The sequence below is a fragment of the Microbacterium sp. NPDC056057 genome (genome assembly GCF_042266945.1).
GTDB lineage: Bacteria > Actinomycetota > Actinomycetes > Actinomycetales > Microbacteriaceae > Microbacterium > Microbacterium trichothecenolyticum_C.
The window spans coordinates 256710-270127 of record NZ_JBHJWS010000004.1; the positions used below are offsets into that span (position 1 = coordinate 256710).

The window sequence follows — 13418 nt, forward strand, 5'->3', positions numbered from 1 at the left end:
CCTCTCTCAGATGCCGATGACGTTGAGGGCGTCCCAGGGCGGGGGGACGGGCGCGCCGTTGAGGAACAGGATCCCGGTCGAGATGTTGCCGAGGACCGACGCCCCCGAGAGGAACAGGTCGGCCGTGGGCTCTCTGCCGCCCCAGAACCGGTTCTGGGCGACGGCGCCGGTCTCCGCGCGCAGGCGCAGCGCGGTCGTACCGAACTCCCGGTTGCCGCGGATCTGGTTCGAGGTGACGATCGCATCGCCGCGCAGCCCGACGATCATCGCGGGGGGCGCATCGGCGGCTCCGCCGGCGACGATGTTCGCGTCGACGGTCACGAGCGGGGCGACGATGCGGGCCGATCCGACCGCCGCCGCGGCGGCGACTCCGAAGACCAACGGGCCGAGTCCGGTCACGATGCCGCCCGCTTTCGTGAGGCCGAAGTCGAGTTCGCGTTCGTCGCCGCTGCCGACGAGCAGCCCGATGAAGCGACCGCCGTTGGGGTCGAAATCGGGGTCCGCGGGGTACCTGCGCGACGCGTTGCCTTCGATCTGAGAGCGGGCGAAGCCACGCACGGCGATGCCGATCTCGCCGCGGCCGCCGTCCACCGGACCCACGCGCTCCACGGTGTTGCCTGCGACGCGCGACTCTGCGACGGCGACGACGTCGATCCCGATCGATTCGCCGCCCATGCTGCGCGCCGTGCCGACACCGCGCACGGTGTTCGATTCGACGGAGGCGTGCGCGGTGTTGACGACGCGGATCGCGAAGACCCCCGCCGCCTCGTCGGTGTCGCGGGAGCCGATGTCCATCAGCGTGTTCCCCGAGACCGTGGCGATCTCGACCGCGGCCTTCTCGTCGATGACGATGCCGTGCTGGGCGAGCTCCACGCGGTTGTGGGTGACCTCGAGCGTCTGCACCGACGCGTAGTCGACGATGCCGTGGCCGCCCACGCCGCGGACGTGATTGCCGTCGATGCGCACCACGTCGCGCACGAGCTCGCCCGGGGGTGTCGGCACGATGGCGATGCCGTCGGTGCGAGCCGGCTGGTCGGAGCGCGGCGCGCCGATCTGGTTGCGGGTGATCGCGAATCCGCCCTCCGAGACCGAGATCCCGGTGCCGCCGACGATCACCGTGTTGTCCTCGATCGCGAAGGAGCTGCCGGGGAGGACCGTGCCGGGATAGACGAAGCCGGTGGCGACGATGCCGCCTTCGCGCGCCCGGATGACGGTGTTGTCGGCGACGCGGTTGGCGAGCAGGAACGCGGTGGTGCCATCGAGCCGCATCCCGAAGTCGCGGCCGATGACGATGTTGTCGCTCGCCTCGAACTCGGCGACGAGCAGCACACGTCGCCGATCCTCCGCGCCGGCGCCTGCATGGCCGATGCCGGTCGGACCGGCGACGATGTTGTCGCGCAGGGTGGTGAGCAGCGCGGTCCCGGCGAGCGCGATGGCGGATCGCGACGGGCCCTCCTGTGCGAGGACGAGGGCGGTGACGCGCTCCACCCTTGCCGCGACCGTCGTGTCGAGCACCACGGCGGAGTCGTTCGCGGCGAGGACCGCGAGATCCTCGATCGTGACGAACCTGCTCTTGGTGACGACGAACCCGTCCGAGGCCGACGCCACGACGATGGATCCGGCGCCCTGTCCGCGGATGCGCAGCGACGTCGCACCGTCGACGCGCACCGGCTCACGGAGCGGGTACAGCCCGATCGCGAGGCAGACGGTGCCGCCGCCGGCGGCCTTGACCTTGTCGACCGCGTCCTGGATGGTGAGCTCGCCGCTGACGTGCGACACCGGCGTCACGCAGACGGTGCACTCGCAGCCGCACTCGTCGCAGTTGCCTTCACCGGGCGTCGGCCAGGTCGGCCGGCAGTCGGTGACACCCCCTGAGGTGAGGATGCCGAGGCGGACGTAGTGGTGATGGATGCCGAGCGGCGGCGCCGCATCGAGCAGCGGGTCCGCACCCGAGATGTCGCCCGCGCCATCCGCCGCTCGTGCGGGCACGATCCAGTGGTCGCCGGTGCGGAACGCTCCGCCGGCGGAGGAGAACCCGACGACGAGCCCGTGCTCGAGCACGATCCGATCGGCCGCCGTCGCCGGAACCGGGATCGCGCCGGTCGCGGCGGCCTCGTCGAGGTCGACGACCGTGCCGCCCGCGGTGTTCTTGACGACGCCTACCTGATCCCAGCGACGCACGCGGAGGTGGCGCTCGGCCGCCTCGTCGATCGTCAGCTGGAGGTCGGCGGGAAGCGCCGACCCGGCGAAGGCGATCGTCCCCTCGGCGTCGTCGACCTCGATGCGGCGCAGCTCGCCGGGCTCGCCCCGCAGCTCGCGGTGGTCGTCGACGACCTCGACCCAGTCGCCGTCGTGGAAGCCCAGCACGTCGTCTCGGCCCAACGACGCGGGGCGCACCGCGGCGCCGGCGTCCAGGACCTCGACGACGGCGCTCGCCACGGACCCGTTGTCGCGCGACCACTTGAACGACGCGGTTCCCGGTTCGCCGGGGTCGTGGATCTCGAGCCGGTATGTCTGGTGCTCGAGCCCGCGGTACCCGCCGGTCGGCGGCAGCTCGCACGGGTCGTCGTCGGCGACCGAGATCGTCTCCACCGTGAGCCGTGCGCCGGAGGCGGCGGTCAACGCGGTCCACCCTTCGATGTCGTCGTCGGGGGTCCCGCACGTCGTGCCCGCGGGGACGGCGAAGTGCTTCACCTGCCACACCGTCTGCGTGCGCGCCGTCGTGTCGACGCCGATCGCCGGCTCGATCAGGCCCGGCTCCTCGAGGTGTGTGACCTCGCGCGGCCACACGTCGAGGTACACGAGGTGGGTGCCGTCGGCGGGGAGATCCGGTGGGTCGGGCAGGTACGGCTGCGCCGAATAGGTCACGGTGTCGGGCCCCACCGATTCGGCGAGGATCGGATCGAACGTGTCGTCGGGTTCGGCGCCGTGGTTCTCGGCGACGAGGCCGTCGACGTACAGCCGCCCTCGGCCGATCGCGAGATCCCCGCCCGCGATCGCCAGCCTGAAGGCGTCCGGCGTCACCTTCGACACCGCGGCCGTCCCTTGGATGCCGGTCTGCGGCCCGGGTCCGTCCAGGTCGGCGACGTTCGCGCGCAGCCGGCGTTCGAGGATGGCGACGAGCTCGTTCCAATCGCCGTCGAGCAGCAGGCGCCCTTGCTGGAGCACGACGCCGGAGTGATCCTTGCGTGCGTCGAACGGCACGCTGCTCAGGTCAGCACCCATCAGTTCGTCCCCTTCCCGGATTCATGTCGCGAAGATGCGGTCGGCCGCGAGGCCGAATCGCAGGTACTCGTCGAGTCGAACGCGCAGGTTCGCCTCGCGCTGCGGCGCGTAGAGGCGGTGCGTCGCCCCCATCTCGCCCTCGTCGTCGGCGCCGAGACGGATGCGGTCGGGCGTGCCCTCGTGCAGCCGCAGGTAGTCGTGGTCGCCGTACCGCATCGAGCCGAAGCGCGGGCGAGAGGCCCGCTGCACCGCGAGGGGGTCGTCGGGTCGGGGCGCGCAGTGGAAACGACGGCCCGTGCGACACCCGTCCGGCAGGAACGAGCACCGCACGCACCCTTGCTGCTTCCGCTCCGCGTGCACGGGGTGCGGCCGAGGGTCGCCCTCGGCCACTGCCGCGAGGAGCAGCGAATTCGAGGCATCCAATCGGATGCAACGGATGCTGCCGACGACCGTGGACGCGACGATGTCGAGGTCGCCGGAGGCCGCGGTGCCGTCGCCCGTCTCCCAATCGGCGACCGACGACACCGTGCGCGGCGACGTGCCGTCCCGGCCCGCGATGGCGACGCCCGTCCGCGACGAGGCGTCGACGACCGAGTCGACGATCTCGATCGTCGCGCCCTCGACAGCGATGATCGGGCCCACGACGCTGCGTTCGATCCGCACGCACGCGAACGGGTCGAGCACGATCAGGCTCGCCCGGGTGGGCGAGGCCGGCGCCCCGGTGGTCGTTCGCGTGATGCCCGGCACGAGCGTCGTGTCGCGGATGACGATGGTGCGGCGCTCGCGGTCAGGCGGGTCGATCTCGTCGAGCACGACGGGGGCGCCCGAGACGAGCAGGCCGTCGAGCACCACCGTGCTCTTCGCCGCCATGTCGAGCCTCAGCGGCGACGAGAGCTCCAGGGAGGGTCGCGCGCCCCCGTCGGCGGCGAGGCACACCGACGTGTCGTCGCCGGCCGTCGGATCCGGCGCGAGCGCGGTGATGGTGACACTCTGCGCGTAGCGGTCGGAGTCGACGACGAGCACGGTGCCCGCCTCTTGCGAGAGGTCGAGCTCCGCCTGAAGGGATGCGCCGGCCGACACGGTGCGGCGGGGGAAGGGGAGCGGGTCGTCGCCGCGGCGGCGATTACCCGCGCCGACGGGTACCGCCATGCCGATCGAGAAGGTCGCGAGCACCCGTTCACCGGCGGCGAGGGCGTCTCCGAACCAGACGCGGCCGAGCGAGGGGTCGATGTGCACGTCGCCCGCCGCGGGCTCGTGCGCCCACGCCCCGCCGCCGCCCGGCACATCGGAGAGGTCGGCGAATCGGACCACCGCGAGCGGGATGGCCGCAGGCTCCGCGCCACCCGTCTGCCGCTCGAGCAGGATCGACCGGCGCGCCCGCGACATCGTCGGACCGTAGACCGCGGGCGCGTGGTCCGCGGCCCACCGCACGGTGAGAGGCTGCGGCACGTCGGGCGGCTCCGCGAGATGCGCGATGTCGGTCTCGACCCGCGGCTGGCTGAACAGCCGCACATCGGCGCCGAGCGGGTCGAACCGGAACCTGCGGCCATCGGCGGACGGGTCGGGGGCGAGCGGCGAGCGTTCGACGAGCACCGGCTGCGTGCGCCAGAGGAAGATCGGCACCTTCACGATGCCGTAGCGCCCCCGCCGCTCCCGCCACGTCGAATCGAGGGGACGGGCGTGCGCCGTGTGCGCGAGGTCGTCGAACGCCGCGCCCTGCTGCACGACGTGGTGGAGGGCTTCGTGGTCGCGCAGGCCCGCGCTCGCCGCCGCGTGCGGACGAGTGTGGTTCAGGTACTGCGTCGTCGCGACGCGTTCGAACGACTCGTACACGCGGGCGGGCCACCCCGTGACATCGCGGGCGAGCTGCTCGATCACCGCGGCGGTCCCTTTGCGACGGCGATAGGCCACCGTGTTCGCGACCTCGGCGCGCGGCGAGACCACCTCGGGCACGACGCCGTGGATCGGCCGGTACCCGACGACGCCCCCGACGTACGGCGTCGCCCACGGCGCGGCCGTCTCGACGAACTGGTCGTCGTAGAGCTGCGCCAGCTCTTCCGCGAGCACCTCGAGCTGATCGCCGAAGACGTCGAGCAGCTCGGCGAGCACGCCTCCGGCCTCGCCGTCGCGCAGGCGATAGACCGCCGGCAGAAGCTGCCAGAGGTGCGCGGCGGCCGTTCCGGCCTCGGGCTCGGTCATGGCATCTCCTGGAGGGGCGGGAACGGGTCGGGCGAGAGCGCCAGCAGCTCGGCGCCGAGCGGTTCGGGCACCGCGGGAGCAGCGGATGCCGCGACCAGGCGCGGGGCGAGACCCGGTCCGGTCCCGCGGTGGAACTGGTCGAGATCGATCCCGACGACACCGACGACGGATGCGGCGACCGCGACGAGCTCGGAGGCATGGACCGGATCGCCCAGCTCGCGGGCGGCCGCGCCGAACGTGTCGCGCAGGGCGCGCTCGAGCGACACGAGCACCTTTCCGCGCTCGCGATCCGGGTCGGTGTCGACCTTGAGCGCGATCCGGAAGTCCACGGGCCGGACGGGCACGACCGCGACCCTCACGAGCGGATCGCCCCAGCGCCGGAGTTCGCGCTCGAGGCGCTCGACGATCTGGGTGGGCGGCGCCGCGCCCGCCGCATCCGTCACCGTCACGACGATGAGCGGTCCGCCGTTCGTGGGCAGCACGTCCGCCCGGGCCTTGCCGATGCCGGCGAACGCGAGCGAGAAGTCGGCGTAGTCGAGGAGCGAAACCGTGCGGCCGAGGGTGCGCACGGGGATCGGGATGGCCCGCCGTGCGTCGGCTTCGGTCTCAGGGTCGACGCCGCCGACGGCGGGCGCGGGGTTCGTCACACCCCGCAGTCCGAGCGGTCGGTCGAGGGCGATTCCCAGCTGGTCCTTGCGGACGTTGCCCGCCGCCCCGACGCCCTTGCGGTGGCGGGCCCGCACGTTCGTCGATCCCGACGACGGCCGCGCGCCGTGGACACCGTCGCCGAACACGACGCTGATGCCGCCGTCCGGGTCGTCCCGGGTCTCGTACACGCGATCGGTCGCGCCGGCGGTGGCTGTCGTCGGCACCTCGGTCCAGCGCACATCGTCGACGCGCACTTCGAGGGTCGACGCGGTGCCGCGCGGTGTCTCGGCACGGACGAAGGTGAGGGGGGACTGCTGCAGGCGGTACGCGGCGAACGGCACTCGGGCGTCACCCGAGCCGAGCAGCTGCGTCACGGTCTCGCCGTGCGTCGCGCGGGCGGCGTTGCCGAACACGACGGCGGAGGAGCGGGTCGGGGCGATCGTCGGCGCGGCGGCCAGGGTCAGGAGCGTGCGGCCGCGCGCGACGGGGTCGGCGGATGCCACCACGACCGGCTCGCTGACCGCCGCGCCCGCAGCATCCGTCCCCGACAGGATCACGGTGCGTCCCGCGACCATCCCGGTCGCGTCCCCTTCGACGAGCAGCGTCGTGCCGGCGATCGCAGCGGAATCGGGAACCTCGGCCAGCGCGAGCGGCTCCGGGACCGCGAGCACGGTCACATCGCGCGGGGAGAGCGCGACCCCGATCGCCGGACCTGTCAGGCCGAGCGCCGTCGTGCGTCCCGAAACACCCCAGATCGCGAGCGACGCCTCCCGCGCGGTCGCGACGCGGAACCGGCCGTTGGTAGCCGCCGCGTCGAGCACGAGCCACGACCCGATCGGGATCTCGGGGTGGGCGCCGTCGAGGAACGTCGAGGTCGTGTCGCCGGACGACGTGGTCGCGAGGAAGCCGCTGTCGGTGTCGGGATTGAGGTACGTCGGCGGGTCGGCCTCGGGGTCGGCGAGCACCCACACGGGGGCGTTGTGGGCGAAGACGGCGAGTCGCCGGCGGAAGACGAACACCCGCAGGTCGGTGATCGGCATCGAGGGCGGCATGGTGGACGCGACGCCGCCGGTCCACGTGACGTGAGTCACGCCTGCCTTCTCGACGACCTCGACGGAGTCGAGGGCGCGCAGGTCCCACTCGGTGCCGAGTTCCGGCCCCGTGAACAGGAGCGCGTCGCCGCGAGCGAGCCCGAGCGTAGTTCCTTCGAACCACGCCTCGGTCGGCGCGGCGGCCTGGGGGAAGGGGACGGTCGGCACGACGGGCAGGGCGTTCCACTCGGGGCGCGCCTCGATCTCTTCGACGGTCTCGAACGTCTGCGGCTGCTCATCCGGCCCCGGCACGCTCTGCACTCGCAGTCCGACGGGCAGCGTGAGCGCGGTGGGCACGGCCGGTGGCGCGATCCCGGGATCCTTCATCGACGCGGGGAGGGGTGCCGGCGGCTTCTCGAGCGAGAACGCGAGGGCGGCCTCGGCGGCCGCACCGCGGCCGAGGCGATACGCGACGAGGGCGCCGAGCTCCTGCAGCGACGTGCGCTCGGTCGCGGTGCCGAGATACGCCTCGTTCGCGAGGCGCTCCGTGTAGAAGGTGAGGATGTCGGCGGTCACGGCGAACGCGTCGAGGAGCGCGATGGTCGCGTCGTCGGCGTCGCGGGTGCGGAGCCCCCGCAGTGCCGGCCGCGCCTCGTGGGGCTGCGGCGGGTCGATGGCGGGAGGGATCGCCTGCGTCGGCGGACTGGTGTCGTGGGAGAGCCCCGCGATCATCGCGGAGAGGAAGTCGCCGTGCGTGCCCGAGCGGTACCGGATGGACCCGAGGCCCGGACGATTGGCGACCGGCAGCGGCGGTGCGGCCGCCGCACGGCACGCGGCGCAGCCGCAGGCGGAGCGGTGGGCGCTCATGATCCGCCTCCGTAGGTCAGCGCGAGCACTCCGCGTTCGGGGAAGTCGGGGTCGTCGTCGAGCCTCGCGATCTCGAGGCGCCCCATCGGGAGGACGCCCGAATCGATGCCGCTCGACCAGGGCTCGTGCTGCCGCTGGAAGCTCAGGACCTCCACGGACTCCACGCCGGGCACCGCGTGAGCGGCCGCGAGGATCGTCGAGAGGTAGACGGGACTGCCGAACGTGAAGCGGTCGGGGTGGAACAGCCCCAGCCGCCCGTCGGGCAGAACCGCGTCCGACAGCGCCGCCCGCAGCTCGCGGGCGACCGAGGAACGGTGGTGGCCGTGCTCGACGCACACGAACAGCGAGACGTCGAGAGGCACGAACGCCGGCCCGTCGACCTCGAGATCGTACCCGGCCATGCGATAGCGCTCGAGCTGCGCGCGCAGCGCCGCCTCGAACCCGGCGTCGACTCCGCGTCCGCCTCGGCGATCCGCCGTGACGAACACCGTGTGCCACGACCCGGTCCAGCGGAAGGTCGCCTCGGCCTTCTCGACCCCGGGATGCAGCTGCGCCTTGGCCGCATAGTCCGAGGTCGTCACGGCCCGCTCCTGGATCGACAGGGTCGCCGGGGCGTCGCGCCGGATCTCGTCGCCGGTCTCGGCATCGACGCCGCCGAACGCCGCCAGCGGGTTCACGACGCCGACGAGATCGGTCTCATCGCCCACGAGGTAGGCGAGGCTCTCGCGCCCGATGTTGCCGGCGACGCCGTTGCCGACGCGGTAGGTCGCACGGAACGCGGTGCCCTCCGGCGGCCGGGCGCCGTGCTCGTCGTCGCCGAACCGCAGCAGCACCGTCCCGTCGTGCTCCTGCTCGACCACGAACGCGCGGTGCTCGCCGTCGCTCGCGATGAGATCGGGGCTCGGGTGCCAGTCATGTTCGGCGTCGCCGGGCTCTTCGCCCGTGAGCGTCAGCGCCGGCGCCGCGGAGCGGAGATCGCCGGAGCCGACCGCGGAGGCCGACTCCCACTCCTCGAGCACCTCGAGCGTGTTGTCGGTGACGTTCTCCCGCAGCGGCCAGGCGCGTCCGCCGAAGCTGAGGGCGTGCAGCGTCCCCGATCCCCGCACGACGGCCTCGTCGCCGATCTGCGCGATGCCCGCGGCGGCGAAGAGCGCCTGCAGTTCGTCCTTCGACGCGCTGCCCTGCAGCTCGGCCTGCAGCGCCGCGGTGAACGGGGCTGTCGCGAGCACCTCGCGATCACGGACGACCGTGCGTGTGAGCGGCGACTGCGTCAGCGAAGGGCGGTATCGGGCGGGAACGCGCTCGCCCTCGTCGTCGCAGTCGGAGGCGGCCCGCACGAGTCGTGAGACCGGCACGGCGCCGAGCGGCTCGCCGTCGCCGGATTCGCCGGCGACGGTCGCCCCGTGGTCGGCGAGCACGATGTTGCCCCACGCGGCCGCGGTCTCGATCCCGTCCACGGCGAGGCACAGCGCTGCGGGAAGGGCGTCCTCCTCGTGCCAGCGGATCTCGGTGACGTCCTCCTCGCCGCCGTCGAAGAGGGTGCCGGAGGGATCCTTCGACGCCCGCACCTCGACCAGTCGCACCGCGAAACGGCGGCTGGGGTCGGCATCCGCAGCGACACGCGTGGAAGGCGAGACGGTCTCCGCGAGCACGAGCACCTCGCCCGCGCGCAGGGCGGGGTGATCGCCGCGAAGAGTCGCCGATGTCGTCCCCGGCTTCAGGGTCTCGTCGAGGCGCCCCCAGGTCCAGAAGCGCAGCTCGGCGAGGTCGTGGTCGAGGAGTGCGCCGTGCACGGTCTGGAACTCGACAGGCTGCGCGTCGATGACCCGCTCGTAGTCGCGCGTGTCCTCTTCCAGGCGCTGGTCGTCGACTCCGGGAACGCGGGTGAGCAGCCGCGTGCCCGCCGCGAGGGGGACGTCGACGGCCCCCTCGCCCACGAGGACCCGCGCCCATACCCGGGCGCTCGCACCGTCGTGCACACGGTAGTCCACGAGGCGCGCGTGGCGGCGCAGCGAGATACGACTGCGGGCGGTGCCGAGGTAGGCCTCTGTCGCCACGGCGTCCTGCCGGTACGACAGCTCGTCGGCGGCGTAGGCGAGCAGCTCCACGAGCATGACGCCGACGTCGGCCGACGACCTCTCCGTCCATCCCGGGGCGAGCAGCGCCATCCGCTCGAGCATGACCCGGCGGAAGCCCTGATAGTCCTTCGCGAGGTAGTCGATCGGCGGCGGGTGGTGCACGCCCGCCGGGCAGGTGCACGGCTGAAGGCAGTCGAGGTCGCTCGGGCACTCCACCTTGAACGAGAACGGCACCGCGGCGAGCAACGGGTCGAAGCCCGCCGGCGGGTCGGTGGTTCCGGGCGTGCGCACCCGGAGCGTGTAGAGGGAGAAGTCGCCCCAGCGCGCCGTGCGTACGACGAGCAGCGTCGCCGGGTCGTCGTACCCGTCGATGAGGTCGAGCTCGGAGCCGGTGAGGTCTGTGCCGGCCTTCGCCCACTCCACCGCGACGGGGCGGATGCGCTCGCCGCCCTCGAGCGCGATCCACGTGCGGTCGAGACCCGCCGGCACCGCCAGCAGCAGGCGGACGACGAGCGTCCGCTGGCGCAGGGCGGCCACGGACTCCTCGTGGTCGCGCACCTCGAGGAACTCGATGCCGTTGAGCAGCCCCGCGAGCTTCACCGCCATGAGGCGGCGCTCATCGCCGCACGTGTAGCAGCTCATGGCGACACCCCCGGCGGGGTGCGGAAGGTCTGCACCTCGTGCGATCCTGTCGCCCGCACGACGTACGCGATCGTCGCGACGAGGGCTGCGTCGCGGGCTTCGACCTCGACCGACTCGATCGCGATGGCGTTCGCGAGCTCGCGCTCGAGCGACGCCTGGATCAGGAACTGGGATGCTGCGGCCGTTTCCGGTCCGCCGGGTGCGAAGACCTGCGCGAGCAGGCCCGCACCGAACTCGGGTCGCATGACGCGCTCGCCGGGAGAGGTGAGCAGCACCTGCTCGATGAGGTCTCGCACGTGCTCGTCGCGCCCGGTGGTCGCCGTGCGCCCAGTGCCGTCGACGGCCCAAGGGAAGTCGAGGGTGCCGCTCATGACGCCACCACCCTCGGCTGCACGGCGCCCGGGATCAGCGGCGCGCCGGTCGCGACGCTGAGGGACGATCCGGTGGCGATCGCGACGGGGATGCCGCCCGCCAGCACCCGGACGGCTCCGGCGACCCATTGCCCGCTGACGTCGAACGGGCCCGACGACGTCGAGAGGGAGCATCCCGCGATCGCGTACTGCGTCGCCAGTGTGACGACGGGCGCGCCCGCCACCAGCACCCGCGGGAAGGGTGACACGGCCGTCGCCACCCCGCCGTGCGAGCACAGCACGGATGAGGCCTGAGTGAGCACGGGTCCCGGCATCCTTCCTCCTACGTCACCGTGAGGGCGCCCGCGTTGATGCTGACGGTCGGACCGACCATCGAGATCACCGCGCCCTTGCCGTTGCTGATCGTGATGCCGACGTCGCTGACCGAGATCATCGCGCCGGTCGTGGTCTTGATGAGGATGCCGCCGGTGGGCCCGGGAGTATCGCTGATGGTGATCGAGTTGCTCAGCAGCGTCTGGAAGGTGAGCCCCGACACTCCGGGCGGCACGATGCGCGCGGCTGCCGGCACATCGGCGGGGGAGTAGAACCCGCCGACCCATACCGGGTAGTCGGGATCACCGCCCTCGAACTCCACCCACACGCCCGCCCCGATGGCCGGGACGGTGAAGACGCCGGTCTGGGTGCCGGTGACCGGCAGGCACGGCATGGCCCACGAGCTCGGCGGAATGCCGATCGACGGGACGAGCACCTGGATGCGCCCCATCTGCATCGGATCGATGTTGTTGACGCACGTTCCCCGGTATTTGCCGAAGAGCTTCTTGGTGGCGACGGCGGTCTCTGTGTCGCTCATACGGGCACCTCCGGGACGGTGGACAGAAGGGCGTTGCGGGCGAGGGTGAACGACTGCGTGTAGCTGCCGCGCGCGATCTTGTGGGTGACGCTGCTCACGTAGTACAGCCCGTTGAACGCGTCGCCGGCGCCGCGCACCCCCACCAGCCCGCGCGATCTGAGCACGCGGCCGTAGCGGGCGACGTCGAGCTGGCCGGTGCCGGTGACCATGTCGTCGTGCTGCCCCGCGTACGCGATGCCCTTCATGATCGCGGCCGGTGCGCTGAGCTTCGCCGTGCCGGGGAGGAACGTGAGCTTCGGCGGCAGCGGCGGCACGAGCCCCAGCATGGGTCTCAGCGGATTGATGTCGGGGATGGGGATCGGGATCGGCGCCTTGCTCCACGGCTCGTGCACCGTGACGACCGGAAGCTCCTTCGCCTCCTTGTTGAGCGTGAAGCTCAGTGCGGTGACGTTGTCGTGCGGGCCGTCGAGCCCACCGTCGAGCGCGCGCTGCGGGATGCCGAGACGCACCTCCGGGCCCCAGTACGCCTTGCTCATGCCCGGGATCGGACCAGGGTCGATGTAGAACACGTAGCCCGCCTCGTGCGCGAGGTTCTTGAGGTACGCGTAGTCGCTGCCCTGGTGGCGGGGGATCTTCTCGGTGGGGATCGGCGGGTCCTCGACGAGCGCCGGGATGACCAGGGGGGCGACGCCGAGCGCCGCGTACTTGGCAAGGACGGCGAGCGCGCGCACGGCGACCGGCATCGCGGGGTAGGGGATGCCGTCGAGCTCGAAGATGTCCATGACGGCGGTGAGGTCCTTGCCCTTGACGTGAAGCGTCGCGGTCGTCCCGTCGGTCTTGAACTCGTGGTCGGTCATGACGCCGTCGGCGAGGACCTCCGTGGTGCCGCCGATCGTCACGGCGAGCACGATGCGGAAGAGGGGGATCGAGACGCCGCCCGTGAGGAGGAACAGCGTCGACAGTGGCGACTTCTTGGGCACGTCGAAGACGAGCTCGAACCCGCTCTGGGTATCGCCCGAGCCGTTCTCGATCGTCACCTCGCGGAGCGCCTCGACGAGCGCCTGCGGCGCCGGCACGGCGATCGCGGGTCCCGCGTACAGGTGCAGCCGAACGGGCTGCGGGGGCAGGTCAGCCATCCGCCGCCCCCCTCATGTCGACAGGCAGGGTGATGCGCACGACGTGCCCGGGAGGGCCGGCCATGCCGGCGGGGTCGATGACCCCGTTGGCGTCCGCGAGGCGCCACCACAGCTCGGGGTCGCCGTAGTGCCGTGCCGCGAGGAGGTCGCGCCGGTCGCCTTCGACGCACCGCACCTCGTACAGGGTGCTGAAGCGTTCGGGCTTCGGCACCAGCCGTCGCCGGAGGAACGCGACGGGCACGGGTTCGACGCCGGGCTTCGCCGGCGGCACGTGATGGGCGATGCCGACCTCGGCGTAGCGGCTCGTGGGCGGCAGCGCGTTCTGCGGCACGACGCCGGCGGAGAGCAGCTGCTGGAGCGGATCGACCATG

The 13418-nt window shown here is 72.5% G+C and carries 9 protein-coding genes; all 9 read right to left on the reverse strand.

Annotation, left to right across the window (positions count from 1 at the left end; all coding sequences use genetic code 11):
* Positions 1-6 precede the first annotated feature (6 nt).
* The 9 genes from ACFC1K_RS17595 to ACFC1K_RS17635 are packed head-to-tail and all read right to left on the reverse strand — an operon-like array spanning position 7 to position 13417.
* A complete protein-coding gene (locus ACFC1K_RS17595) occupies positions 7-3225 on the reverse strand; it encodes a DUF6519 domain-containing protein (RefSeq protein WP_375872593.1) in 3219 nt (1072 codons plus the stop codon).
* Between the two features lie 21 nt (positions 3226-3246).
* A complete protein-coding gene (locus ACFC1K_RS17600; RefSeq protein ID WP_375872594.1) occupies positions 3247-5424 on the reverse strand; it encodes a hypothetical protein in 2178 nt (725 codons plus the stop codon).
* Positions 5421-7970: a putative baseplate assembly protein gene (locus ACFC1K_RS17605; RefSeq protein WP_375872595.1), complete on the reverse strand. Its 2550-nt coding sequence runs from the start codon at positions 7968-7970 to the stop codon at positions 5421-5423. The genes ACFC1K_RS17600 and ACFC1K_RS17605 overlap by 4 nt, the downstream gene beginning before the upstream one ends.
* Entirely contained in the window at positions 7967-10690 is a 2724-nt protein-coding gene (locus ACFC1K_RS17610) for a putative baseplate assembly protein (RefSeq protein ID WP_375872596.1), read from the reverse strand. Before ACFC1K_RS17610 ends, ACFC1K_RS17605 begins: the two co-directional genes overlap by 4 nt.
* The gene (locus ACFC1K_RS17615) at positions 10687-11061 is read right to left on the reverse strand and encodes a GPW/gp25 family protein (protein WP_310292167.1); all 375 of its coding nucleotides are present in this window, start codon (positions 11059-11061) and stop codon (positions 10687-10689) included. Before ACFC1K_RS17615 ends, ACFC1K_RS17610 begins: the two co-directional genes overlap by 4 nt.
* Positions 11058-11375 carry a hypothetical protein gene (locus ACFC1K_RS17620; RefSeq protein ID WP_310292166.1) on the reverse strand — a complete coding sequence of 106 codons (318 nt, stop codon included), beginning with the start codon at positions 11373-11375 and terminating at the stop codon, positions 11058-11060. Before ACFC1K_RS17620 ends, ACFC1K_RS17615 begins: the two co-directional genes overlap by 4 nt.
* A gap of 8 nt (positions 11376-11383) precedes the next feature.
* Positions 11384-11911 carry a phage baseplate assembly protein V gene (locus ACFC1K_RS17625; protein ID WP_045299955.1) on the reverse strand — a complete coding sequence of 176 codons (528 nt, stop codon included), beginning with the start codon at positions 11909-11911 and terminating at the stop codon, positions 11384-11386.
* The gene (locus ACFC1K_RS17630) at positions 11908-13047 is read right to left on the reverse strand and encodes a hypothetical protein (RefSeq protein ID WP_375872597.1); all 1140 of its coding nucleotides are present in this window, start codon (positions 13045-13047) and stop codon (positions 11908-11910) included. Before ACFC1K_RS17630 ends, ACFC1K_RS17625 begins: the two co-directional genes overlap by 4 nt.
* Positions 13040-13417: a hypothetical protein gene (locus tag ACFC1K_RS17635; protein WP_375872598.1), complete on the reverse strand. Its 378-nt coding sequence runs from the start codon at positions 13415-13417 to the stop codon at positions 13040-13042. The genes ACFC1K_RS17630 and ACFC1K_RS17635 overlap by 8 nt, the downstream gene beginning before the upstream one ends.
* Position 13418: the final 1 nt, after the last annotated feature.

What these genes read in the sequence shown, in the direction of transcription:
- ACFC1K_RS17595 (WP_375872593.1), bottom strand. Translation starts at nt 3,225, where the DNA reads ATGGGTGCTGACCTGAGCAGCGTGCCGTTCGACGCACGCAAGGATCAC.
- ACFC1K_RS17600 (WP_375872594.1), bottom strand. Translation starts at nt 5,424, where the DNA reads ATGACCGAGCCCGAGGCCGGAACGGCCGCCGCGCACCTCTGGCAGCTT.
- ACFC1K_RS17605 (WP_375872595.1), bottom strand. Translation starts at nt 7,970, where the DNA reads ATGAGCGCCCACCGCTCCGCCTGCGGCTGCGCCGCGTGCCGTGCGGCG.
- ACFC1K_RS17610 (WP_375872596.1), bottom strand. Translation starts at nt 10,690, where the DNA reads ATGAGCTGCTACACGTGCGGCGATGAGCGCCGCCTCATGGCGGTGAAG.
- ACFC1K_RS17615 (WP_310292167.1), bottom strand. Translation starts at nt 11,061, where the DNA reads ATGAGCGGCACCCTCGACTTCCCTTGGGCCGTCGACGGCACTGGGCGC.
- ACFC1K_RS17620 (WP_310292166.1), bottom strand. Translation starts at nt 11,375, where the DNA reads ATGCCGGGACCCGTGCTCACTCAGGCCTCATCCGTGCTGTGCTCGCAC.
- ACFC1K_RS17625 (WP_045299955.1), bottom strand. Translation starts at nt 11,911, where the DNA reads ATGAGCGACACAGAGACCGCCGTCGCCACCAAGAAGCTCTTCGGCAAA.
- ACFC1K_RS17630 (WP_375872597.1), bottom strand. Translation starts at nt 13,047, where the DNA reads ATGGCTGACCTGCCCCCGCAGCCCGTTCGGCTGCACCTGTACGCGGGA.
- ACFC1K_RS17635 (WP_375872598.1), bottom strand. Translation starts at nt 13,417, where the DNA reads ATGGTCGATCCGCTCCAGCAGCTGCTCTCCGCCGGCGTCGTGCCGCAG.